Genomic DNA, 25,934 nt, shown 5'->3' with positions numbered 1-25,934 from the left:
GGTCATTTTTACACTTGTAAATATATTTATAAAAAAACGTATTAAAAAAATATTTTCAAGAAAAAATTACATCCTTTAAGTTAATCATGCAATAAACCTTAGTTAAGTAACCTTTTATAGATTTAAGTTTACAAATTCAAACTTTTCACCGTCGAAAAGACCCTTGTCACTTAGTTTAATATTAGGAATTACCAATAAAGCCATAAAAGATAATGTCATATAGGGTGACTTTAATGTTGATCTTAACTTCGTTTTAACAAACTGATCAATTTTTGCATAAGCTTCTGCTGCCTTGTACCCGTCCAAGTCCGTCATGAGACCTGCAATAGGAAGTGCGAGCATATGTTTTTCATCCAAACCTACGGCGGAAACTCCACCTTTTGCTTCAATTAATAAATTGACAGCGTCACAAATACTTTGGTCGTCGCAGCCAACTGCAATGACATTGTGCGAGTCGTGCGCAACGGTCGAAGCAATCGCCCCCTCTTTTAAGCCAAAGTTTTTGATAAATGCAATGGCAGGAGCAGCATTTTGATATCGGTTTACAACAACGATTTTCAGAATATCTTGATCGGTATCCGAAACCATAAAACCGTTTTCTGTTTTAAAATCTTCGATTAACAGATTCGTGATCAATTGTCCTTCCAAAGCCTCAATAACCCGAATTTTTCCATTGGTTGAGGTAGGTGTTGGAGATGCGAAATCTGATGGTGTTTTTGCTTCACAATTAAACTGATTGATATGTTCGCTGCGAAGATCAGGAATAAAAGAAATTCCGTTTTCAGCGACCAATTCTCCGTCAAGATAAGTCTGGATAATATTGAAATCTGTAAGATTATCGATAACCACAAAATCTGCCGGGTCACCTTTTCTCAGTAAGCCAACGGGAAGTCTGTAATGCGCGACCGGATTGATACAGGCGGCCTGCAAAATATTCCAGAGATCGTGTCCAAGCGCCAGTGCTCTTTTTATAAGTATGTTGATATGCCCCTCGACCAAATTGTCGGGATGTTTGTCATCCGAACAGAACATAATCCGGTCGGGAAATTCTGCCAGTAACGGAATTAGCGCGTCAAAATTTCTGGCGGCGCTTCCTTCACGAATCAGGATTTTGACACCGTAATCGATTTTTTCTCTCGCCTCTTCAAAAGTGAAACATTCATGGTCTGTGGAAATTCCATTGGCTGCATACTGTCTGGCCGCTTCGCCACGAAGTCCGGGAGCATGGCCGTCGATAGGTTTATTGTAATGTTTAGCCCAGTTGATTTTCGCCACCATATCAGGGTCGCCTTGCAAAACGCCGGGGAAGTTCATAACCTCTGCAAGGTAACCAATGTCGTCGCTTGCGAGCATTTTTCTGACATCTTCCGGGTCGACCACGGCACCAGCCGTTTCGAAAACAGTAGCTGGGACGCATGAAGGGGCACCGAAACAAAATTTAAATGGAACACGTTTTCCATCTTTTATCATGTATTCTACACCTGGGACACCAACCACATTGGCGATCTCGTGCGGGTCAGAAACTGTGGCGACCGTGCCATGGACTACGGCTAATCGGGCAAATTGGGAAGGTGTCAGCATGGAGCTTTCGACATGGACGTGGGCATCCACAAAACCCGGTGTTATATAAGGACGACTAGGATTTTCTTCGCCTATTATATTTATACTTTCAATGACTTTATTCTTTATTGAAATCTCAGCTTCCTGAATTGTCTTTTCGAAGATGTTAACTAGGTTGGCTCTCATTTTGATTATTGTTTTGGCAAATATGTATTGGTATTAAATGGTAAGGATACAAACCATCTGTTTTAATACCGCGTGAATAGTATTCATTGTTTCAGCACGTAATTTATAAAACCATCACCAAGTAGCTTTTAGTTTCTGACGCAGTTTTTCCTTACCCGTCGGATGGCGGAAAAAGCCATCCGACGGGGTCGCCCGGTCCGACGGCTTTTTCTGCCGTCGGACCGGTAAAAAAAAGAATAGAAGCTATAAAAGACAATCAGGAAATAACCGAACTCGCGCGATAGCCCTTTTGGTATTGAAGGGGACTTTTTCCGGTATACATTTTAAAATATTTGTTAAAATTGGCAAAATTATTGAATCCACTTTCATAGCAGATCTGTGCGACACTCAGTTTTCCATCAATCAATAATTTGCAGGCATGGCCGATTCGAAGCTCCAGTAAAAATTGAGAATAAGTTTTCCGGCTTCGGCTTTTGAAATACCTGCAAAAAGAGTTTGGACTGATATTTGCGATTTCGGCAACTTCTTCGATCGTTATTTTTTGCTGGAAATTACTCAGTGAATACTTATATATCTGGTTAATCCGATCTTCGTCGTGCTGGTCATATTCTTCCTGATAATGGCTATTCGAAAGCAACTTTATGTCTTTACTATGCGCCAGCGTTTCCAGAATTTGCAACAATGAAATAATCGGATTTCCATCAACCTGATCCAGCAGTTTTTGAAGCAGCATTTTAATCTGCTGATTTTCCTTTCCCAAAAGTTTCATTCCCCATTTCGCCTTTTCCAGTAATTCATTGATTGCTTTGTTTTCAGGAAGACTTCGGAAAGTTTCTCCAAATAAATCCGCAGAAAAATGAAGGACCGTGGCTTGAGCATACAGCTGAGAATCACCCTTAAAATACTTTTCATCACAGCGCCAATAGTGCGGCAGATTTGGGCCGATCAGCAGCAAGTCTCCACTCTCAAAATTTTGGATGTTATCTCCCACAAACTGAGTTCCGGAGCCTTGTTCAATATGCACGAGCTCGATCTCCGGATGATAATGCCAACGGTTATAAAAATACAACACCACATCCCGCCTGATACTGAAAGACTGGTGCAATCCTTTGGATACTTTAAGTAATTGCGGTTTCACAGTTATAATGTCAAGATTTAATCAATTATGAATCAATTTATGCCAAAATTATTGAAAAATATGCCAGTATAGTGAAACAACGCCTTTTTATATTTCTATTCATTTGTGTTAAAATTCAATAAGAAATATTGGTATTTTTATTTGGATAACTTCCTGTATTATTTCAGCTGTTTTTTATAAGTATATATTAGTGATGTATGCTTTTGATATGCCGGGTAAAAACGGAATAAATCGTCTGATTATAATGAAGACGAATTTCTTAGCAAGAAGTTATTTCAGATTTACATCATGAACATTTATTAATACTTATTTCTATTGAGACTATGGCGTCCAATCTTTTAAAAATTCACCCGTCCGACAATGTTATCGTTGCGCTAAGAGATATTCCAACAGGCGATACTGCGGAATGGAACGGCGAGCGTTATGTTTTGCCTTTCGGCGTTTCTTCAAAGCATAAATTTGTTACCGAAGATATAGAGGCAGGTGGTGCGATTATCATGTACGGCGTTTTGGTTGGCCGGGCAAAACAGCCGATCAAACGGGGAGAACCCATTACTACCTTTAATTTAAAACACGATTCCCAGGATTACAGCACTGCGAATCGGCAGCCATATTTATATACACAGCCGGACGTAAGTCGGTGGAAGGGAAGAACTTTTAATGGGTATCACCGGGAAGACGGCAGGGTAGGGACTTACAATTACTGGCTGGTTTTGCCGCTGGTATTTTGTGAAAACCGCAATGTGCTGATCATGAAAGATGCCTTCGAGCGAGAACTTGGTTATGCGCAAACGGATATGTATCGGGGGCAGGTTGCTGAATTTTTGAAGGCATACCAGTCAGGAGATATGTCCCGTATGCAAAATTTGGGAGGATTTACTGAACCAACAAAAGAACAGCAGGTAAAAAGTCGTCCGTTCCCAAATGTTGATGGAATTAAATTCCTGACACACGAAGGCGGTTGCGGCGGTACCCGCACAGATGCCAATACTTTATGTGCGCTTTTTGCCGCTTATGCAGTTCACCCGAATGTGGCTGGTATTACGGTGTTAAGTTTAGGTTGTCAGAATTCGGAACTTAAAACTTTGGAAGACGAAATTAAAAAGCGCGATCCAAATTTCAACAAGCCTTTTTACGCTTTTGAACATCAGAAAGGAACTGAATACTCGCTGGTTTCAGGTGCGATCAAGTCAACTTTCCTGGGTTTGACAGAAATGAACAAGCAGTATCGTGAGCCGGCACCTTTGTCGAAACTTTCCGTTGGATTGAAATGTGGTGGTTCGGATGGATTTTCAGGAATTTCTGCTAATCCGGTTTTAGGTCATTTGTCTGATATCGTCGTTGGGCTTGGCGGACAAACCCTTTTGGCTGAATTTCCGGAACTTAATGGTGTAGAGCAGGAACTTCTCAACCGTTGTGTTACAGAAGAAAAAGCGGCCAAGTTTGAAAAATTAATGCGTGATTATGCGGGAAAAGCAGAAGCAGTTGGATCAGCATTTGCCTTTAATCCTTCGCCTGGTAACATCAAAGACGGTTTGATCACCGATGCAATTAAATCAGCTGGTGCTGCTAAAAAAGGTGGAAATGCATATATTTCAGATGTTTTAAATTACACGGAGAGAGCAACAGCAGCTGGTCTGGCACTAGTTTGCACACCCGGAAATGACGTAGAAGCGACAACGGGACAAACAGCTGCCGGGGCGAATATTATCCTTTTCACAACTGGTTTGGGAACTCCGACAGGAAATCCAATCTGCCCCGTTGCCAAAGTTGCAACGAATACTATTCTGGCAAACCGTATGCCGGATGTGATCGATTTTGATTGCGGGCCGGTTGTGGATGGTACGCAGTCACTGGAGGAAAACGCAGACCATTTATTGGAATATGTTATCAAAGTGGCAAGTGGAGAACTGACGAAGGCGCAGCAGCTAGGGCAGGATGATTTTATTCCCTGGAAAAGAGGTGTTTCGCTTTAATAACATTAGAAGCTGGAAACAACTAATCCGCGGATTGATCTTGCAAATGAATCTGGAAAAGCACTGAGGTCACCATTCCTGTGAATTATTCAGGTATAGGTCGGGGAAAATATCCAAGGCTACAACGCCAGAAGTCATTCCTGGGGCCAGGAGCTTGGAGGTCTCGACACGGGATTTATCCTGTTGACCGCAAGTTTGTTTCGAGTAAAGTTCGCAACCATCAGTCTTTTCATTTAGACATTGACGTAATAATTAATTATAAAAATACATGTTTGATTTAACCGGCAAAGTGGCTTTGGTAACGGGAGGTGCAAGTGGAATTGGCTTGGCGATTTCTAAAACCTTCGCAAAGCAAGGTGCTCATGTGCATATTCTTGAACTTAATATTGACCTAGCAAATCAAGTAGCTGAAGATATTAAAAGTGGTGGCGGAAGCGCAGAAGCGCACGCGATCGATATTTCAAAACAGGCTGATGTTGTAAAAGTTATTGATGAAATTGCTGAAAAACAAACCATTAATATATTGGTCAATAATGCCGGGATAGCCCATATCGGAAAAGCGGATAATACAGTTGAAACCGACTTCGACCGCGTGATTAATGTCAATGTTAAAGGCGTTTACAATTGCCTTTTTGCGACAATACCACATTTGAAAAAAGCTGGTGGGGGTGTAATTCTGAACATGGCGTCAATTGCCGCAACGGTCGGTATACCTGACCGTTTTGCTTATTCAACCGCAAAAGGTGCTGTATATTCAATGACCTTATCCGTTGCGAAAGATTATCTGGCCGATGGTATTCGCTGCAACAGCGTTTCGCCGGCACGTGTTCATACGCCTTTTGTTGACGGATTTATTGCAAAAAACTATCCGGGACAAGAAGCTGAAATGTTCGAAAAACTATCGAAAACTCAGCCGATTGGCAGAATGGCAAAACCGGATGAGATTGGTGCACTGGCGCTATACCTTTGTTCAGACGAAGCCTCTTTCATCACCGGTTGCGATTATTTGATTGATGGGGGATTTGAGAAACTAAATAATTAAAAAAAATGTCGGCTGTCGGCTTTCGGCAATCGGCATTGATAATTGAAATAGTTAAGAAAATATTTTATCAAAACTGGCCGTAATCTGGCAGCCGATTGCTGACAGCCGAAAGCCGAAAGCCATAACTATGAAACTTTTCCGTTTTGGAGCTTACGAACAAGAAAAACCCGGTGTAGAACTTACAAACGGCGAGTTGCTGGATGTTTCTGCCTTTGGTGAAGATTATAATGAGAAATTTTTTGGTACGGACGGGTTAAATCGTCTTGCCGACTGGCTCACTGTCAATTCTGCTTCGGCACCACGTGTTGAACCTGGTTTCCGTTTTGGGTCATGTATTGCGCGCCCTTCAAAAATTATTTGTATAGGGATGAATTATGCAAAACACGCGTATGAATCCGGTGCAACAGAATTACCGAAAGAGCCAATTGTCTTTTTTAAAGCAACTTCTGCGCTGGTTGGCCCAAATGATCCGGTTATTATTCCAAGAGGTTCGGAAAAAACAGACTGGGAAGTTGAGCTTGCCGTTGTGATTGGGAAAAAAGCAAGTTATGTTGAAGAAGCTGATGCGCTTAGTTATGTAGCTGGTTACGCCATTCACAATGATTACTCCGAACGTGCATATCAGTTGGAACGTGGTGGACAATGGGTAAAAGGGAAAAGTAATGACTCTTTCGCACCACTTGGACCATACCTTATCACAAGAGAAGATATTCCGAATGCAAATAATCTTGACCTTTGGTTGTCTTTAAATGGTAAAAAAATTCAGGATAGTAATACCTCGGATATGATTTTTCAGGTTGGTTTTCTTGTAAGTTACCTGAGCCAGTTTATGACTTTGCTTCCTGGTGACGTTATTTCTACGGGAACTCCGGCTGGCGTAGGTCTGGGTATGAAACCTCAGGTTTATCTAAAACCAGGTGATATCGTTGAACTTGGTATTGAAGGTTTGGGTGTTCAGAAGCAGGAAGCAATTGCCTGGAAAGCAGTATAAATTCAAATTTTCCGGGTGCAAAGCATAATTCTCATCCGGAAAAATTCAAATAATATAATATGGTTATCGATTCCCATCAACATTTTTGGATTTATGATCCGGTAAGAGATTCCTGGATCACGCCAGAAATGGAAAAGATCAGACAGAATTTTCTACCTGAAAATCTTGAACCGATTTTGTACGAAAATGGCGTGGATGGATGCGTGGCTGTGCAAGCAGATCAGTCCAATTCTGAGACGGAATTTTTGTTGCAGCTTGCAGAGGCAAACGATTTTATCAAAGGCGTTGTTGGCTGGATCGATCTTCGGGCTGAGAATTTGTATGATAGGCTGGAAGTTTGTTCGCAATTTGAAAAACTAAAAGGTTTCAGACATATCGTTCAGGGAGAGCCGGATGACTTTTTGCTGCAACCTGATTTTATTAAAGGTGTGGGACAATTGGTTGCGTTCGGTTTTACTTACGACATTCTGGTATATCCGACCCAGCTGGCGGCCAGTTATACTTTTGCAAAACAATTGCCAAACGTAAAGTTTGTACTTGACCATATTGCAAAACCTTATATCAGGAAAGGTGAGATAGAAACCTGGGCGAGGGATATTAAAAAGTTAGCCGAGCTTCCAAACGTCTCCTGCAAAATTTCAGGCATGGTGACAGAAGCGGATTGGTATTCCTGGCAGAACGCAGATTTTGAACCTTATCTGGATACTGTTTTTGAAGCTTTTGGATCAGATCGTTTGATGTTTGGTTCTGACTGGCCGGTTTGTCTGGTGGCAGCTGAATACGGAGCGATGAAAGATGTGCTTGTAAATTACATGACCAAGCTTACCAAAATTGAACAAAAGAAAGTCTGGGGTGAAAATGCGGTAAAATTTTATTCCCTCGATTAAAAAGATTACAAAATGAAAAGATACTGTCTTGCTCTGGATTTAGTTGACGACGCAAAAATGATAGCAGAGTATGAAGAGCACCATCGCGTACCGCGACCGGAAATAAAAAAGAGTATTCTGGATGCAGGGATTACGCAAATGGAGCTTTACAGAATTGAAAACCGGTTATTCATGATTATGGAAACGGTAGACGATTTTAGTTTTGAAACAAAAAATGCCATGGATGCTGCCAATCCGGATGTACAGGTTTGGGAGCAGCTGATGTGGAAATATCAGCAAGCGTTGCCTTCTGCGAAGGAAGGGGAGAAATGGGTTATAATGGACAAGATCTTCGCTTTGGTTTAGGGATTATCTTCAAATGAGTACCACAAATTTTGTTAGCCACAATTGAAAAATAGCTTTTAAAACTAGCACCAACCAGCATCACTCAATAAAAGTTAGGGGAAACCTTCTCAGGAATTAACCGAAGACAGATTGCGATTTTAGACCTAAGGGTCTTAAATTACAGTTTGACAGGAGCCATTTTACTTAGCTATTTGATAGATTGAAAAAGTTAGTACTGATTATCAGCTTAATATGTTTAACCATCACTTTGTTTTCGTCACAGCCTCGTCGGCCGGTGGAGATTAAAGTCATGAGTTTCAACATCCGGCATGGACTCGATTTGAACGACGAATCGAATCTCATGGGGATTTTGAAAATTATAAAAGAGAACTCGCCACAATTAGTCGCCTTACAAGCGGTCGATAGCTTAAAAAATAACGGTAAAGTACAATTTCAGTTAAGGCAGCTAGCCATTCAGACGGGTATGTATTATGCTTATGGCGTCGCTGACAGCACCGAGCATGGATCGCAGGGTGTAGGTTTGTTATCCAAGTGGCCATTTGAGAAAACGCAAAAGTTCAATTTACCTGCGACTAAGGGATCAGATGCCAGAGTATTACAATGCGGGCTGATTAGTGTCAATAAAAACCTGACGTTTAGGTTTTGTAATGCACGTCTTGAATATGCTTCCGTTGTTGACCGAGCTTTGCAGGCGGCGTTTGTAAACAGGTTGCTTGAAGGAAGTATTCAGCCTGTGGTTTTAGGAATGGACATGGGCGCCCGGCCAAATGAGCAGCCCTATTTCTCTTTCAGGAAAAAATGGCAGGATGCAGCCCGGGGATCCCAGATGCAAACCTGGACTGAGGGACTTCCCGGTGACAGGCTCGATTATATTTTTGTATTGATGAACAACAAGGTTAGAGTGAAGAAATACAAGGTTATCAAAAAATACCCGGACGTTTCTGATCATTACCCCATTATGGCAACGATTGAATTTTGGTAAAATATGGATTACTCACATTTGAAAATCGGACTGTTTATTCCCTGTTATGTGGACCAGTTTTATCCGCAGGTGGGTATAGCGACCTTGGAGTTGCTTGAAAAATTGGGTTGTAAAGTTAGCTTCCCGCTAAATCAGACCTGTTGCGGCCAGCCCATGGCGAACTCAGGCTTCGAGCATTTGACCAAGGACTGCAACAATCTTTTTTTTAATTCTTTTGCTGAATTCGATTATGTCGTAGCACCTTCAGGAAGTTGCGTGCTGCATATCAAAGAGCATTTGAAAGTAGAGGATCGGGTTGAGGATTCTAAAAAACTTCGTAAGAAAGTTTATGAACTTGTTGAGTTTATAACCGATGTTTTGAAAATCGATGAGGTCGCGGCAGATTTTCCTTATCGCGTCGGGTTGCATCAGGGTTGCCACGGACAGCGCGGCTTGCACCTTTCCCAGATGTCAGAATTGAATGCCGCGCCTTATAACAAACCGGAAACTTTATTAACGAAGGTCCAGGGATTACAGCTTGTTGAGCTGGATAGAAAAGATGAGTGCTGCGGATTTGGAGGAACATTTTGCGTTGCTGAAGAAGCAGTTTCGGTTAAGATGGGGAAAGACAGAGTATCGGACCACATCCGTCATAATGCCGAATATATTACCGGATCAGATATGAGTTGTCTTCTGCACTTGGAAGGAATTTTAAAACGACAAAACTCACCAGTTCAGGTAAAACATATCGCTGAGATTTTGAATAGTGCTGTAAAACAAATACCGGCACCCAATCATTGAGCACCGGCATTTTACAAAGTTTACGGAATCCAGAATCTGAGAAGGCTCAGTCGTTTAGTTGATTGAAGAAACGACGCGGCTCGTCTTTGTCAGAACATCAAACGTTTGTGAAGCTTTCTCTTTTCCGTCCGTAATCTCGAAAGTATAAGTACCATCAAGAAGCGTCGAAAGATCAAAATATTTCACAAATGTTGCTGCTGCACGTTTGTTTTCTGAAAAAAGAACATTTTTGTCAGTGTCCAGAATACGTACGATTATATTGTTTGATTGTGCATTGTTATATGAAACGCGGAATTGCATAGGTTTAACTTGCAGAACTGATAACTTAGTAGAAGCTGATTCAGTTTTGTCGGAAGTTGCGATGGCGGTTTGTGCATTAGCTGTAAATGCTGAACCTGCTATAAGCATACCAATCAAGGCAGCTGAAAAAAGAGTGTTTTTGGTTTTCATAGGAGTGAAAATTAATTTGTGTCTAAAAAAAGTTAAATTAAACTTTGATCAGACTCTGATGCCCCGATCAAAAAACTTTGTGATTCAAAATTACAACATATTGCAATAGAGTAAAATAGCTTTTTGGTGTTTTGTAAAAAGTTGTTTATTTAACAATTTGCAAACTTGAAATAGTACAACGAATGTGAAAAGTACAATTGAGATTCTTTAAAAAATACTATTATCTATTTGTTAACAAACCATGTCGAAAGTAGTAATTGAACATGCCGAGGCCTCAGAGACCTTCAATAAAGACGAATCGTACGTAGATTGGCATGACGAAACATTGTGGTTCGTCCGAAAAAAGCGGGATATTTCGTCAAAATTATTGCCTGAATGGGAGGAGTTACGGGAAACTGCTTCACAGATAAAGAATTATGTACTGTCTCATATGGACGATCTGCTTGAAACATTTGAAAAAAATGCAAAAGCAAATGGTATTCATGTTCACTGGGCTGTTGACGCGAAAGAACATAATAAAATAGTTCTGGCGATCTTAAAGCAGCACAAGGTTGAGAAGATGGTGAAAAGCAAATCGATGCTGACGGAGGAGTGCCACATGAATGAGTTTCTTATTCAGAATGGCATTGAGGTTATCGATACGGACCTTGGCGAAAGAATTGTTCAACTGCGCCAGGAGCCGCCAAGCCATATCGTTTTGCCAGCTATCCATTTAAAAAAGAAAGATATCGGTGATCTCTTTCACGAACATTTGGGAACGGATGCAGGCGCAACTGACCCGCAATATCTGACAGAGGCGGCGAGGCAACATTTACGTGATAAATTCCTTACAAGAAGGGCTGCATTGACCGGTGTTAATTTTGCAATCGCTGAAACCGGTGGATTCGTTGTTTGTACAAACGAAGGAAATGCTGATATGGGCGCGCATCTTGCCGATGTTCATATTGCCAGTATGGGTTTTGAAAAAATCATCCCATTACAATCTCACCTGGGCGTTTTTCTCAGACTTCTTGCGAGAAGTGCGACAGGGCAATCTGTAACCACATACAGCAGTCATTTTAGAAAGCCTCGCGTAGGACAGGAAATGCACCTGGTCATTGTGGATAATGGAAGAAGCACACAGCTTGGCCGTCCTGATTTCCGGAATTCTTTGAAGTGTATTCGTTGCGGCGCTTGTATGAATACTTGCCCGGTATACCGCAGAAGCGGCGGACATAGTTATCATAATGCCGTTGCTGGCCCAATCGGGTCTATCCTCGCTCCGAATCTTGATATGACTAAAAATGCAGATCTTCCTTTTGCGAGTACATTATGTGGAAGCTGTTCCAATGTTTGTCCGGTAAAAATTGATATTCACGATCAGTTGTATAAATGGCGGCAGGTTTTGGTTAAGGGCGGGCACGTGCCTCAGGCGAAAGAAATAGGCGTAAAAGCGATGTCGATGGTTTTATCTCAGCCAAGGTTTTATCAGTGGTCGGGCAGATTAGGTCGCTCGGTAATGCGGACTTTACCTTTTATGGTTAATAATTCGCTGAACCCATGGTTTAAGCAACGGGAAATGCCAGAGCCACCAAAAGAAAGTTTCAGAGACTGGTTTGTCAGAAACCGGAAATAATTTTAGAACAAAAAATATCATGAGCTCACGTGAAAAAATTCTTCAGCAGGTTAAGCTGAACAAACCTTCTGAAACTGTTTTGCCAACGCATTTCAATTTTGACAGCGGTTATAAAGATACGGAGGAGAAATTCAGAGAAATTTTACAAGCCATATATACTGAGGTAATCATAGTAGAATCTAAGGATGAGCTTCTTGAAAAAGTTGAGGAAATGTACGTTGGTGTAGTAAATAAAGCCACCACAATTCCTGAACTGGCTTCCTGGGCAGATTTTAGTTTACAGGTTGCAGATCCGCATGATCTTGAATTAATTGAAGTTGCTATTTTGCAGGCAGAATTTGGCGTCGCGGAAAACGGCGCAGTCTGGATTTCGGACAACCATTTACAGCATCGGGTTTTGCCTTTTATTACCCAAAATCTGGCTTTTGTTATCCCGAGAAATGCACTGGTCAATAATATGCATGACGCTTATAACCGTTTGTCTGATACGACGGGTTGGGGCTGTTTTATTGCCGGTCCGTCCAAAACTGCGGACATTGAGCAGTCGTTGGTGATTGGTGCGCACGGAGCCCGCAATATGGTTATCTTTTTAGTGGAGAATTAGTTAGAAATTGTAACAGCGGTTGTTTTCAAGTAAGTATATAAAAAAGTTCGTCTCACGCTTTCTTTCTTATACTTTTGCAGTGATTAATCTATTGCATTTTTGAATTTGGCCAGGCTCTGCCGCCAAATATTAAACCTTGAAAGTATGCCCAAAATAATTGTTGCGATTGATGGATATTCAAGTTGTGGAAAAAGTACAACCGCCAAGCAGGTTGCTCAACAACTGAATTACGCATACATAGATACAGGAGCCATGTATCGGGCAGTGACATTATTTTTTATTCAGAATCACATATCGGTTTCCAATCCCAGGGAAATCCAGAAAGCGTTAAATGACATCCATATCACGTTCCGCCGACATAAGGAAAAGGGAACGAATGATACCTATCTCAACGGCCTTAACGTGGAAGACGAAATTCGTAAGATGTACGTTTCCGAGCAGGTAAGTACCGTCAGTGCGATCAAGGATGTACGGCATTCATTGGTTGCCCAGCAGCAGCGCATGGGTCGGTCGAGAGGAATTGTGATGGATGGCCGCGATATCGGGACAGTTGTTTTTCCCCAGGCTGAGCTGAAAATTTTTATGACGGCCGATCCAATGATTCGTGCGCAACGTCGTCAGCTTGAATTATTAGAAAAAGGGGAACTGGTCGGTCTCCCCGAAATTGCCGAAAACCTGAAAATGCGTGACCGGATAGATACTACCCGTGCAGAAAGTCCATTGAGACAGGCAGAAGATGCTATTTATATCGATAACTCGATGATGACGCTGGACGAGCAGGTAGAAATGGTGGTCAGGTTAGCGGATGAACAAATCGGTCTGGTACTTCGTGATCGTGAAAATAAATAAAATTTCATGACACAAAATATTAAAAACCATTATGATTATCTGATTGTCGGACAGGGAATTGCCGGAACTTCATTGGCCTGGCATCTGCATGAGTCAGGTAAGAGGATATTATTGATAAATGATTCGTCTTTGCCATCTTCGTCAAAGGTTGCAGCCGGAATTTTTAATCCATTGACAGGAAAAAAGTTAGTAAAAACATGGCTCGCCGATGAGATTTTTCCCTATGCACAAAATTTTTATGCTGGTTTGGAGGAAAAGTTGAATGTGAAATTTTTGCATCAGGCTTCCATTTTTAGGCCTTTTCGATCCATAGAAGAGCAAAATTCGTACTTAGCTCAAACGTCCGATCCCGGAATTTCCAGATATATACAGTCACCGTCTGATCAACAAAATGTGCCGGAACATGTTCATGCTCCCTTTGGCGGTATGGAAGTTATTCGTTCAGGCTGGGTGGATTTACCTTTATTATTGGATAAAAGCCGTGACTATTTTTCAAATTTAAGTCAATATCTGGAATCAGCATTTCATATTGACGATCTGAAAGTTTCTCAGGAATCCGTTTCCTGGAATGGTTACAGTTTTGACAAGGTAATACTTTGCCAGGGTTTTAATGCGAGGGAAAATGAGCTTTTTAACTGGCTACCTTTTACCCCGGTAAAGGGCCAGATATTGGAAATTGAAATTGATAAATTGTCGACCAATCAGATCGTAAATCAGGGAATTTTTATTCTTCCCGTTTCTGAAAAACAATGCCGCGTAGGAGCGACTTATTCCTGGGATCCTTTGGATTGGGAAACGACAGAAGCAGCGGCCCTGGAATTGGAAAGTAAATTGAAGTCGTTGTTAAAAGTGCCTTATAAAATCACTGGACAGCTGGCGGGAATTCGTCCTTCTTCACATGACAGAAGGCCCATGTTAGGTATCCATCCGGATCATCCGCGCATCGGGATTTTTAATGGACTGGGCACGAAGGGTGTCACACTCGCGCCGTATTTTGCGAACCAGTTTACAGAATATCTCGAAAAGCAGAAAGAATTGAATGAAGCAGTGAATATTAAGAGGTATTTTTCGTTATATTTCCGTTGAAGTAAGCAGGAGAAAAATGAGAATTAAAATTATACACAAGCTAACATTATCCGCCACATTTTTTACCCTGCTTTTGACGGGTGTAGAGACTAACGCACAGCGCTATCCGTCCCAGGAAGTCTTTGGCAAAAATCGTGTGCAATACAAAACCTTCAACTGGAAGATTTTCAGAACGACAAATTTTGAAATTTATCACTATCAGGGAGGAACCGCATTGGCCAAACTTACAGCGCAATATGCTGAAAGTGAGTTCGATAAAATTACGGATGTTTTGGGCTGGACGCCTTACAGTCGCGTGAAAATTTTCCTCTATAATTCCCCTCAGGAACTGGAACAGAGCAACATGGGATTGTCAAGCCTTGATAATCTTGAAGATAAAAAGTTGGATCTCGGCCAGTCACGCGTCGAAGTCGCCTACACCGGAGATCAGATTGGATTCAAAAAGAAACTGGTAAAAGATATAAGTCTGCTGTTCGTATATGATATGTTGTATGGCGGTAATATGAAGGAAGCGCTTCAAAGTTCTCTTCTGCTTACACTTCCTGAATGGTTCATGACGGGCGCGGCGGCGTATATTTCGGAGGGCTGGTCGCCGGAGCTGAATGATTACATGCGTGACTTTTTGACAAATCGTAATGTTAGAAAACCAACCTTGCTGACTGGCAATGACGCAACATTAATTGGTCATTCGATCTGGAATTATATCGCCGAACGCTATGGAAAGGATAAGATTTCCGACATCCTTAACCTGACCAGAATTATTCGTACAGAACAAACCAGTATAACCAGCACATTAGGAGTACCTTCATACAATCGGTTTTTGAGAGACTGGCGTGCGTATTATCTGAATTTAAATAAAAAAGCCGAGCAATTTTACACGGATCCAAAACCTGCCTGGAAGTATAAACTTAATGAGTTGAGTGCTTCGGATGCCGGAGCCGCTGTAAAAGTTTCACCGGATAAAAAGTGGACTGCGGTTAGTGAAATTAAAAATGGACGTTACCGCGTTTATTTATTCAACAGCGAATCTGGTTCCAAAAAAATAATCCGTCAGGGTAAGCTTGATATCATTGGAGGAAGAAATAAAACCCAGGCGCCACTTTTAGGCTGGTCGAGAAATAACACACTGGCGGTGCTTGCTTCTGAGAATGGTCGTCAGAATTTCTATTTATACGAAAACCTTGACTCTAAAAAAATCAAAATTAAACTGCGACGGACTATCCGCGGACTGGATCAGATCAGCGATATGGATATTTCCACGGATGGAACGATGCTGGCAGTGAGTGCAGACAAAAACGGACAAAATGATTTGTTCCTGGTCAGCGTGGCGAGAATGTCACTGATCGGATTAACAAATGATTTGTATGACGATGTTTCCCCAAGATTTGTTCAGGGCTCTGCCAGACGTGTTGTTTTTGCATCTAATCGCCCAACGGATTCATTAGGGGTTGATAAAGGAAATTTCAAAACGCTTTCGGCCGGTTTGTCGGTTTTTGAACATGACGGTTCTCCGCGCTCAGGACAGCTTTTGAGGTTGACACCGGCGGATCCTAAGGTGAAAGTTGCGCCAATTTATGCAGATGATAACGATGTTTTTTATCTGTCTAATGGAAAAGGCGTAAGTAATGTTTTTAAATATAACAGAGCGTCAAATACCAATTCGCAGGTTACGAATTATATCAACAGCATGCGTAATGCTGATATAACGTTGAAATCTGGCGGCGCTATTGCATATACATACTTGAATGATGGCTATTACACGGCGGCATTTAAAAATGGGTTTGATGCGAGCGCGTCGATAGAAACGCCTTCTTTGGTTAAAGGAGATGTTGTTGGAATTGAAGCAGGAAAGCCTGGAAATGCAGTTATCAAAGCAGATTCAGTAAAAGTGCCGGCAAAAATTGAAACGCCTAAAATGGCTTTGAAAGAGGGAGAAGTTGATACGGAAAATTATGAGTTTGATGAAGATGTTTTAAAATCATTTGAATCCCGTCAAAAAAGAGGCACATTCCCAACTTCACCAAATACTTTAACAAGAACGAAGGCAACGCGTGAAAACATTGCGATAAAGGGTCCGTACAATTATAAAGGCTTGTTTATCAATAACGATGCAAGCTCTGACTGGCGGATAGACCCGATCCGGGGTTTTGGATACGCTCAATCTATTTCGATGAACGATCTTCTTGAAAATCATGTCATCAAAGCGGGTGTATTTATTTCTTCGAATTTCCGGAACTCTGATCTTTTCGCAGAATATTCTAACAATGTTCACCGGATTGACTTTGGAGTAAGGGTGGACAGAAAGGCGTTATACATCGATTCGGAGGTTGCGCCGCAAAAATATCGTTTCAACCAGGTCATGGTTTCTGCTTCATACCCGTTCTCAACAACGAGCCGTTTTACTGTGGCACCGATGTTCACTTCGACGCGAATGGTAGATCTTATTCTTTCAAATCCGGATCTTAACTCTAATTATGGAGGTTTAAGAACTGAATTTGTTTTTGATAATACCATTAAAACAGGTATGAATATGATGCAGGGAACGCGTTTCAAAGTTCGTTACGACAACTACCTTGGATTATCGAATGGCAACGAAAGTTTCAATCGCGTTAGTCTGGATTTCAGACATTATCAAAAACTTCACCGTGACCTGATTTTTGCAACCCGTGTTGCCATGAGCCATTCTGGTGGAAAAGCTGCGAAGCAAAGTATTCTGGGAGGTATGGAAAACTGGATTGGAAACAAAAAAGATTCTCGTACGACCGGCATCAATCCACTTGATTTCAGCAGGGATAACCGAGATATTTTCTTCACAGACTTTGCTACCAACTTACGCGGATTTAATCTGAACCGTTTGTCAGGAACTAGTTACATGTTGCTGAATGCAGAACTTCGTATTCCTTTGATCAAGTATCTTTACCGGGGTTCCATTACATCAAGCACACTCCGTAATTTGCAGATCGTAGGTTTTGGAGATATTGGCACAGCCTGGACTGGAAAAGGACCATTTAGCGAGAAAAACAGCTTGAATACAGAAATCATTGGTAGTGTGGAAGAGCCTTTCAAAGCGACGGTAACTAACTACAAAAATCCTTATTTAATGGGTTACGGTGCAGGTATTAGAACAACGATATTTGGTATTTATGCTAAATTCGATTATGCCTGGGGTGTTGATAATGGATATACCAATAAGGCAATTCCTTATGTAACTTTGGGTTATGACTTTTAAGTGATGATTAAAAAACCAGAATGATATTAAATATAAAAATGGCACGGGAACTGTTCTCATGCCATTTTTTTTTGCTATTCTAAATCTTTCTTTTCCACAAAACTGATGATGACACTTTTCCAAAGCCGCTTTTTGTTTTCTCTACTCTTGCTTTCTTTATTTATCATTAATAAAGAAAAAGCTTATGCGCAAAGGGAAGTGATGTATGAGCAATACCTCCAAAATCCTATGGCCATTAATCCTGGATTTACCGGCGTCAGGGAAACCTTCAATATGACAGCCATGTTTCGCAGAAAATGGTTCACGATACAAAACTCGCCTTCAAGCCAGACTTTCGCAGCAGACGGCACTTTCGGAAACGGAAAGTTCGGTGTAGGATTTCAGGCAATGAATGACCAGACGAGTTTTTTCACAACCACGGCATTTTCTGGTTCCTTTGCCTACCACCTTGGTCTCTCAGACCAATGGAAACTGGCTATGGGTGGTCAGGGTGGCATAAATGTTTTACCAGTTTTTGATGTTGGTTCGTCCTTTAATAGTACCAACAGGGCTCTTGGGAGTTTTGGTCTCGGAGCCTGGTTACATTCAGATAACTTTTATTTGGGAGTATCAAAGCCTGAGTTATTGTCTCAGGGATTTGGACAGCAGCAAATTGCATTCTTTTATCGCAGGCCACTTTATGTTATGGTTGGTGGAAGTTATGAGCTTGGAGACGAATTACAACTGATCCCGAATTTGCTGTTCGTGCAGGAAAAGAATTATAAACTAAGAGTTGATTTTGGAGGTCGTATCTGGGTTAATGAAAAAGTTGGTTTGGGGGCCACTTACCATGCAGGAGGAGGCTCATCTTTTGGCGGATCGAATATTAATTATTTACAATTATCTGCCGAAGTAATGGTCGGCAGAAATGTGAGGCTTGGATATTTTTATAGCACTAAACAGGTTGAACAACTAAACCTGGTCACCACCGGGCCAAAAGGAATTCATGAGTTAATGCTGAAGTTTGTTCCTAACCCGAATGGCTTCCAGAAGTATTGAAATAAACTAACGGTGAATATCTCAGAACATGTTTAGTAAAAAGGAGATTTTTTGCGTTTTGTTTACATAAGTCTCGTAACTTTGTGCGGTAAATGAAATAATCACATTTGTGATGGATAAATACACATATATAGCAAATTCCGACGCCGCTTACATAGAGGAATTATACAATTCCTATAAGCAAGATCCAACCTCCGTAGACGAAGGTTGGCAGAAATTTTTTGAAGGGTTTGATTTTTATCAGAAATACCCTGCCAATGGCAATGGACATGCCAATGGTGCCAGTAATGGAAAGGAGGTAGCATCTGCCGGCAAGGTGGACGCTGCTCAGATCCGAAAGGAAATGGAGGTGGTTCACTTAATCCGTGGATATCGTTCGAGAGGACATTTGCTGGCTACAACCAATCCTATTCAAAAGAGGAGGGATCGTAAACCACAGTTGGAACTTAGCGATTTTAGTCTTGGACAAGAGGACCTGGATTTAGTATTCGAAGCTGGTACCGAAGTTTTCGGTCGCCCTGCTACTTTGCGAGAAATTATCGATTCCCTGAAAAAAATCTATTCGGGCAATATAGGATTTGAATATCTCTACATTCGCGACCGCGAACAAAAAAGCTGGTTACGTAAGAAAATTGAGAAAGAAGCTTTGAATATGTCTTTTTCAATAAATGAGAAAAAACATATTCTTTCGAAGTTGAACGAGGCTGTTGTTTTTGAGAATTTCCTGCATACCAAATACCTAGGACAGAAGCGTTTTTCGCTGGAAGGCGGAGAGACAACAATCCCTGCCCTTGACGCAATGATCAACAAAGCTGCGGAAATGGGTGTGGTTGAGGTGATGATCGGTATGGCGCACAGAGGCCGTTTGAACGTGTTGGCTAACGTCATGCAAAAAACTTACGGACAGATCTTCAACGAATTCGAAGGCAATTTACCAGACCAGGTTTGGGGAGATGGTGACGTGAAATATCACATGGGTTATGCAAGCCAGATCACTGCTGAAAACGGAAATCAGGTTCATTTGAAGCTTGCTCCGAATCCATCGCATCTTGAAGCTGTGAATCCGGTTGTCGAAGGATTTATCAGGGCTCGTGCCGATGGTATGTATGAATCTGATTATGACCGTGTTCTTCCTGTGATCATTCATGGGGATGCGGCCGTTGCGGGTCAGGGAATTGTGTACGAAGTAACGCAAATGTCTGGTTTGAATGGATATTATACGGGTGGTACTATTCACTTTGTCATTAATAACCAGGTTGGTTTTACAACGGATTTCATTGATGCACGTTCAAGTATTTATTGTACGGATGTGGCGAAAATCGTCGATGCACCAGTTCTTCACGTAAATGGTGATGATCCGGAAGCTGTTGTTTTCTGTATGCGACTTGCTGTTGAATATCGTCAGAAATTCAATAAAGATATTTTCATTGACATGGTTTGTTACCGTCGTCATGGACATAATGAGGCTGATGAACCTAAGTTCACGCAGCCAGTTCTTTATAAGTCAATTGAAAACCACCAGAACCCTCGCGAGATCTACCAAAAGACCCTTGCAGAACGCGGTGATGTGGATGCCCAATTGGCAGCCAATATGGATAAAGAATTTAAGACTTTGCTTCAGGAACGTCTCGATATGGTGAAACAAAAGGCATTGCCTTACGTTTTGCCTAAACTTGAACAGGAATGGCATAGTCTGAGAAAATCAACGCCTGTTGATTTTGAGAAATCTCCTGAAACAGGTGTATCTCTGGAGGTAATTGAGAAAATAGGAAAAGCACTGATCAATACGCCGGAGGGCTTTCAACGCCTGAAACAAATTGACAAACTTTTGAAAGATCGTGAACAAATGATCTTTGAGAAGAAGGAAGTTAACTGGGCTACGGCTGAGTTACTTGCTTACGGTTCAATTCTGGCGGAAGGAAATATTGTTCGTTTAAGTGGTCAGGATGTTCAGCGCGGCACTTTCTCTCACCGTCATGCTGTTTTGCACGATGTTGAAAACAACGATTCATACAGTAATTTAGAGCATATCCAGGAAGGACAGGGACCTTTCATGATTTATAACTCGCTGCTTTCGGAGTATGCAGTTTTAGGTTTTGAATTTGGTTATTCCATGGCTAATCCGAATGCGTTGGTGATTTGGGAAGCGCAATTTGGTGATTTCGCCAATGGAGCCCAGGTTATTATCGACCAGTTCATTTCTTCAAGTGAGACGAAATGGGATCGCTGGACGGGTCTTGTGATGCTGCTTCCGCATGGGTATGAAGGACAAGGGCCAGAACATTCGAATGCTCGCCCTGAACGTTATTTACAGCTTTCGGCAGATTACAATATGATCGTTGCCAATGTTACAACACCGGCGAACTTCTTCCACTTGCTTCGTCGTCAGTTGAAATTCCCATTCCGTAAGCCTTTGATCGTGATGTCGCCAAAGTCGATGTTAAGACATCCGCTTTGCGTTTCGCCAATCTCAGATCTTACTGAGGGAACTTTCAAAGAGACGATCGGTGATTCGTTTGTGGATCCTAAAAAGGTTACCAAAGTGTTGTTATGTACAGGAAAGCTGTATTATGAATTGTTTGAAAAGCAGCAAAAAGATAAACGTGACGATGTAGCAATCATCCGTTTGGAACAAATGCATCCTTTCCCGCAAAAACAAATTGACGAACATCTTGCACTTTACGAAAATGCGAAAGTATTTTGGGTGCAGGAAGAGCCTTTTAACATGGGTGGCTGGACTTTCATGCTTCGTATGTACAATGGCAGCAAACCATTGGAAGTAATTGCCCGCCGTTCAAGCGCGTCACCATCGACAGGATTTGCGAAAATCCATGCGCAGGAACAGGCTGAGATTATTCGCAGGGCATTTGAATAGGTATTCAACTGGTTATTTAAGACATAATTCGTTCATCATATTGCTGATAAAATGGCTGAAATTGAGATAAAAGTACCGCCGGTAGGCGAGTCCATAACTGAGGTTACGATAGGAAACTGGTTCAAGAATGATGGGGATTTTGTGAAATTGGATGAGGTGATTTGCGGATTGGATTCTGATAAGGCGACATTTGAGCTGACCGCAGAGTCAGAAGGTGTTTTGCATATTAAAGCGCAGGAAGGTGATACATTAAGTATTGGGGATTTGATCGCTACGATCGATGCATCCGGCAATGGCGCAGCTGCTGCGGCACCGGCTGCTGAGAAAGCTCCGGCACCCGTCGCTGCTCCTGCACCGGCTGCTGCTCCAGCCACAGAAAAGGCGGAGGAAAAAGCACCTGCTGCGGCACCAGCGGCAACTGGTGAAATTTATGAAATGAAAGTTCCGGCCGTTGGTGAATCGATCACTGAGGTAACAATTGCTTCATGGAGCAAAAAGGATGGAGATCATGTTGAATTAGACGAAATTCTATGTGAACTCGAATCAGATAAAGCGACCTTCGAACTTCCATCGGAAGCTGTTGGAACTTTGAGAATTGTTGGTCAGGAAGGTGATACCCTGGCAATCGGCGCGGTTATATGTAAAATTGAAGTTGGGGCTTCGACTGGCGGTGCATCTGCACCTTCTTCGGCTCCTGCTCCGGCTGCTGAATCAGATAAAGGTTATAGTGAAAAACATACTTCACCTGTTGCAGCCAAGATTTTGGCTGAAAAAGGAATCGATCCTAAGGATGTGAACGGTTCTGGTTCAGGTGGAAAAATAATGAAAGACGATGCTTTGAAAGCTGGCGTAAAACCGGCACCAGCTGCTGCTCCCGCTGCAAAACCGGCGGCTCCGTCTGCTCCTGCGAAAGCGGCTGCTCCTGGCGAGCGCGGTCAGCGTCGAGAAAAAATGTCTTCGCTTCGTAAAACGATTGCAAGACGTCTGGTTGCTGTGAAGAGCGAAACTGCCATGCTTACCACTTTCAACGAAGTGGATATGAAGCCGGTAATGGATCTTCGTAACAAATTCAAAGATAAGTTTAAAGAAAAACATGAAGTTGGTTTAGGCTTTATGTCATTCTTCGTAAAAGCAGTTACTGTTGCTTTAAAAGACTTCCCGGTTGTTAACGCATATATTGACGGCGAGGAATTGGTTTACAATGACTACGCTGACATCTCTATTGCGGTCTCTACACCTCGCGGCTTGGTAGTTCCTGTGATCAGAAATGCAGAAGATCTTTCTTTCTCAGCGATTGAGAAGGAGATCGTTCGTTTGGCTGTTCGCGCACGTGACGGAAAGTTGGGTATGGACGAAATGACCGGAGGAACTTTCACAATCACAAACGGAGGAACTTTTGGTTCAATGCTGTCAACGCCAATCATTAACGCGCCGCAATCGGCTATTATGGGCATGCATAATATCGTTGAACGCGCTGTGGTGGTAAACGGTGAAATCGTAATCCGTCCGATTATGTATCTTGCGCTTTCTTACGATCACCGTACAATTGACGGAAAAGATTCAGTAAGCTTCCTGGTACGGGTAAAACAATTACTTGAAGATCCAATGAGGTTGTTATTGGATATGTAGTCCTTAATATATTTAACAAACGACTTCGAAGATTATCTTCGAAGTCGTTTGTGTTTTATTAAGAGTTTATAGATAAATTATGTCACCCTTTCAGGGTTTAACATAACACTTCATCCATTTTCTATAATACTGTCATCCTTTCAGGATTAGTAAGTCGCGCAGTAAAAGACTTTATCACTTTGTACGGAAGTTACGTTGCCTACTTATTTGCTAACTCAATTTCGGATTATCCTTATGCCGATTTTTATCTCGTTCAGTCTTTTTTGCAAGATTTTTTTCAAAAGCTTCGGTCAAATTAATCCCGGTCTGGTTGGCAAGACATATCAGTACCCAAAGTACATCCGCCATTTCATCACCGAGATCTTTATCCATATCGGACTTTTTGAAGGACTGATCTCCATAGGTTCTGGACATAATTCTCGCTACTTCTCCAACCTCCTCCGTTAAAATTGCCATATTCGTAAGCTCCGAAAAATAGCGTACTCCGTATGTTTTTATCCAATTATCGACCTGCTGTTGTGCTTCTTCGATTGTCATCGCTAAGGTTTTATATTCTGTTTTTTGAATCGATTACAATTGTTACCGGGCCATCATTGAGTAAAGCGACTTTCATATCCGCGCCAAAGATTCCGCACTGAATGGGGCTTCCAAGTTGTTGTCCCAAAAATTCAATCATCTGCTCATACAAAGGAATGGCAATTTCTGGCTTTGCCGCATCAATAAATGAAGGCCGGTTTCCTTTTTTTGTACTTGCATGTAACGTAAACTGGCTGATCAAAAGAATATTCCCATTGACTGTTTTCAGGTCAAGATTCATTTTATCTTCTTCATCGCCAAATATTCTCATTCCAATTATTTTCTTACCCAGCCATTCGATATCTTCCCGGGTATCGCTGTGGGTGATACCCAAGAGTACCAGAAAACCGGTATCAATTTTACCTTCAACTTTTCCTTCAATCGTAACGGAAGCTTCACTTACCCGTTGAATAACTGCAATCATGAATATTATAAATTATTATCAGGAGTTTTCCTGCGAGTGGCCAAAATTTAAGGATGGCAAAATAACAATAAATCGTACAGGATCACATGTCAGTAATTTTTATTTCAATCTCGCAAATCGCAGGAAATTATCCTGAGCATATTGAAACGTTTTAATTAGCGTTGTATATTGTAGAAAGAACTCGTTTAAATTCTTACAAATGACCGTATCGGAAAAATCGAAAGCTGCTAAACCGGCTATGAAAGAGGAGAGAATCTCCGTGTTTGATATCTTCAAAATCGGCGTCGGTCCGTCGAGTTCACACACACTTGGTCCATGGCGGGCGGCGCAGAAATTTGTGAAACTTATACAGGAAAATAGCAGTCTGGCAAACGTCAGTGTTGTAAAGATTTTTTTATTTGGTTCTCTGGCGAAGACCGGTATTGGTCATGGAACTGACCTTGCGGTGCAGTTGGGATTAAGCGGTTTCGATCCGGTGACTATGGATACGAAACAAATTGAAAGTGTAAAATCCAGCATCATAGAAAATAATATCCTGTTATTGAATGGTGAAAAGGAGATCATCTTTAATCCCAAAAATGATATAAAATTTCAGATGCAGGAATCCCTGCCATTCCATCCCAACGCGCTCACTTTCGTTGCGGAGACTGATAATGGCGAGACCATTACCGAGACTTATTTTTCGGTTGGAGGCGGTTTTGTAATAAAAGAAGATGATAAAGATGAGAAAATTTCTTCATGCGTGAAACTCCCTTTCCCGGTAGACCACGCTTCTGATTTGCTAATCTGGCATAAGTCGACCGGGATGAAGATTTCAGATATTATTTATGAGAATGAAAAGGTTTGGCGGAGCGAATCGGAGATTGCAGATCAGCTGTTGAATATCTGGAAAGTAATGAGGGAAAGTATTTATCAAGGTTGTCATAAAGAGGGCGTTCTTTCAGGCGGCTTGAACGTTAAAAGGCGTGCTGCCGCGCTCAATCAAAAACTTTTAAACGGAGCAAGTTATTCTAACTATGAGGAATGGATTGAAGCTATTCGTAATGGCGGCAGTGGCTTCAAGTACACACTTGATTGGTTAAGCTGTTTTGCTTTGGCCGTCAATGAAGAAAATGCTTCGTTCAGCAGGGTTGTAACTGCTCCGACGAATGGATCGGCTGGTGTGATTCCGGCGGTTTTACAATATTATCTGATCTTCTGCCATGATTCTGAACCAGAAATTATAAAATTTTTGCTGACGGCGAGTGAAGTGGGGTGCATATTCAAAAAGGGCGCGACTATTTCTGCTGCAATGGGTGGTTGTCAGGCAGAAATTGGTGTATCGTCAGCAATGGCTGCTGCCGGCCTGACAGAAGTTTCCGGTGGGACTGTCGAGCAGTGTCTGATGGCGGCTGAAATTGCCATGGAACATCATTTAGGCATGACTTGTGATCCAGTCGGTGGACTTGTTCAGATTCCTTGTATTGAAAGAAATACGATGGGAGCGATCAAAGCTATTACCGCTTCCCAACTGGCTATGCAAAGCAATCCGGAAAATGCGAAAGTATCCCTGGATAACGTTGTTAAGACGATGTGGGAAACTGCGCTGGACATGAATTTTCGATACAAGGAAACCTCAGAAGGTGGACTGGCTGTGAATATTCCAATCAGTCTAAGTGAATGTTAGATGGTT

General features: G+C 41.8%; 21 protein-coding genes. 16 read left to right on the top strand and 5 right to left on the bottom strand.

The features are described from left to right. Positions 1–114: 114 nt before the first annotated feature. Complete coding sequence (ade, locus tag AC1XUO_RS11120) at positions 115–1,746, bottom strand: adenine deaminase (RefSeq protein ID WP_483329851.1); 1,632 nt, start codon at positions 1,744–1,746, stop codon at positions 115–117. Between the two features lie 256 nt (positions 1,747–2,002). After that, entirely contained in the window at positions 2,003–2,884 is an 882-nt protein-coding gene (locus AC1XUO_RS11115; protein WP_483329850.1) for an AraC family transcriptional regulator, read from the bottom strand. Positions 2,885–3,207: 323 nt separating this feature from the next. Between AC1XUO_RS11115 and AC1XUO_RS11110 the strand changes: the two genes are divergently transcribed. The 7 genes from AC1XUO_RS11110 (at position 3,208) to AC1XUO_RS11080 (ending at position 9,887) form a co-directional block, all read left to right on the top strand. Continuing rightward, positions 3,208–4,860 (top strand): UxaA family hydrolase, encoded by a 1,653-nt coding sequence (locus AC1XUO_RS11110; RefSeq protein WP_483329849.1) that lies wholly within the window; start codon positions 3,208–3,210, stop codon positions 4,858–4,860. Between the two features lie 268 nt (positions 4,861–5,128). Then, on the top strand, positions 5,129–5,902 hold the full coding sequence (locus tag AC1XUO_RS11105) for an SDR family NAD(P)-dependent oxidoreductase (protein ID WP_483329848.1): 774 nt from the start codon (positions 5,129–5,131) through the stop codon (positions 5,900–5,902). A gap of 127 nt (positions 5,903–6,029) precedes the next feature. Next, positions 6,030–6,893, top strand: coding sequence for a fumarylacetoacetate hydrolase family protein (locus AC1XUO_RS11100; RefSeq protein WP_483329847.1), 864 nt, complete (start codon positions 6,030–6,032; stop codon positions 6,891–6,893). A gap of 59 nt (positions 6,894–6,952) precedes the next feature. Continuing rightward, positions 6,953–7,780: an amidohydrolase family protein gene (locus AC1XUO_RS11095; RefSeq protein ID WP_483329846.1), complete on the top strand. Its 828-nt coding sequence runs from the start codon at positions 6,953–6,955 to the stop codon at positions 7,778–7,780. Positions 7,781–7,792: 12 nt separating this feature from the next. Next, positions 7,793–8,125 carry an L-rhamnose mutarotase gene (locus AC1XUO_RS11090; protein ID WP_483329845.1) on the top strand — a complete coding sequence of 111 codons (333 nt, stop codon included), beginning with the start codon at positions 7,793–7,795 and terminating at the stop codon, positions 8,123–8,125. A gap of 289 nt (positions 8,126–8,414) precedes the next feature. Next, entirely contained in the window at positions 8,415–9,107 is a 693-nt protein-coding gene (locus AC1XUO_RS11085; RefSeq protein WP_483329844.1) for an endonuclease/exonuclease/phosphatase family protein, read from the top strand. A 3-nt stretch (positions 9,108–9,110) separates the two neighbouring features. Further along, entirely contained in the window at positions 9,111–9,887 is a 777-nt protein-coding gene (locus AC1XUO_RS11080; protein ID WP_483329843.1) for a (Fe-S)-binding protein, read from the top strand. 54 nt (positions 9,888–9,941) lie between these two features. On the opposite strand, the gene AC1XUO_RS11075 is transcribed toward AC1XUO_RS11080, so the two are convergent. Continuing rightward, a complete protein-coding gene (locus AC1XUO_RS11075) occupies positions 9,942–10,337 on the bottom strand; it encodes a hypothetical protein (protein ID WP_235153613.1) in 396 nt (131 codons plus the stop codon). 241 nt (positions 10,338–10,578) lie between these two features. Here AC1XUO_RS11075 and AC1XUO_RS11070 point away from each other — a divergent pair, with 241 nt between their 5' ends. The 8 genes from AC1XUO_RS11070 to odhB all read left to right on the top strand — a co-directional run bounded on the left by AC1XUO_RS11070 (position 10,579) and on the right by odhB (position 23,262). Continuing rightward, positions 10,579–11,952 carry a lactate utilization protein B gene (locus AC1XUO_RS11070; RefSeq protein WP_483329842.1) on the top strand — a complete coding sequence of 458 codons (1,374 nt, stop codon included), beginning with the start codon at positions 10,579–10,581 and terminating at the stop codon, positions 11,950–11,952. 19 nt (positions 11,953–11,971) lie between these two features. Continuing rightward, positions 11,972–12,556: a LutC/YkgG family protein gene (locus tag AC1XUO_RS11065; protein WP_483329841.1), complete on the top strand. Its 585-nt coding sequence runs from the start codon at positions 11,972–11,974 to the stop codon at positions 12,554–12,556. 144 nt (positions 12,557–12,700) lie between these two features. Then, positions 12,701–13,405 (top strand): (d)CMP kinase, encoded by a 705-nt coding sequence (gene cmk, locus AC1XUO_RS11060; protein WP_483329840.1) that lies wholly within the window; start codon positions 12,701–12,703, stop codon positions 13,403–13,405. A gap of 6 nt (positions 13,406–13,411) precedes the next feature. Further along, a complete protein-coding gene (locus tag AC1XUO_RS11055) occupies positions 13,412–14,491 on the top strand; it encodes an NAD(P)/FAD-dependent oxidoreductase (protein ID WP_483329839.1) in 1,080 nt (359 codons plus the stop codon). A 16-nt stretch (positions 14,492–14,507) separates the two neighbouring features. Further along, positions 14,508–17,720, top strand: a complete 3,213-nt coding sequence (locus tag AC1XUO_RS11050; protein WP_483329838.1) for a hypothetical protein — start codon at positions 14,508–14,510, stop codon at positions 17,718–17,720. Positions 17,721–17,825: 105 nt separating this feature from the next. Next, positions 17,826–18,758: a PorP/SprF family type IX secretion system membrane protein gene (locus AC1XUO_RS11045; protein ID WP_483329837.1), complete on the top strand. Its 933-nt coding sequence runs from the start codon at positions 17,826–17,828 to the stop codon at positions 18,756–18,758. 112 nt (positions 18,759–18,870) lie between these two features. Then, positions 18,871–21,633 carry a 2-oxoglutarate dehydrogenase E1 component gene (locus tag AC1XUO_RS11040; RefSeq protein ID WP_483329836.1) on the top strand — a complete coding sequence of 921 codons (2,763 nt, stop codon included), beginning with the start codon at positions 18,871–18,873 and terminating at the stop codon, positions 21,631–21,633. 51 nt (positions 21,634–21,684) lie between these two features. Further along, on the top strand, positions 21,685–23,262 hold the full coding sequence (gene odhB / locus AC1XUO_RS11035) for a 2-oxoglutarate dehydrogenase complex dihydrolipoyllysine-residue succinyltransferase (RefSeq protein ID WP_483329835.1): 1,578 nt from the start codon (positions 21,685–21,687) through the stop codon (positions 23,260–23,262). 210 nt (positions 23,263–23,472) lie between these two features. On the opposite strand, the gene AC1XUO_RS11030 is transcribed toward odhB, so the two are convergent. After that, positions 23,473–23,799 (bottom strand): nucleotide pyrophosphohydrolase, encoded by a 327-nt coding sequence (locus tag AC1XUO_RS11030; protein WP_483329834.1) that lies wholly within the window; start codon positions 23,797–23,799, stop codon positions 23,473–23,475. 10 nt (positions 23,800–23,809) lie between these two features. Beyond that, on the bottom strand, positions 23,810–24,262 hold the full coding sequence (dtd, locus tag AC1XUO_RS11025) for a D-aminoacyl-tRNA deacylase (RefSeq protein ID WP_483329833.1): 453 nt from the start codon (positions 24,260–24,262) through the stop codon (positions 23,810–23,812). Positions 24,263–24,461: 199 nt separating this feature from the next. Here dtd and AC1XUO_RS11020 point away from each other — a divergent pair, with 199 nt between their 5' ends. Next, complete coding sequence (locus AC1XUO_RS11020; protein WP_483329832.1) at positions 24,462–25,928, top strand: L-serine ammonia-lyase; 1,467 nt, start codon at positions 24,462–24,464, stop codon at positions 25,926–25,928. Positions 25,929–25,934: the final 6 nt, after the last annotated feature.

The organism is Dyadobacter sp. HNCC25DJ186, from assembly GCF_056895235.1.
Note: the sequence above shows the minus strand (reverse complement) of the source record. Positions and strands in the feature narration are given on the sequence as shown.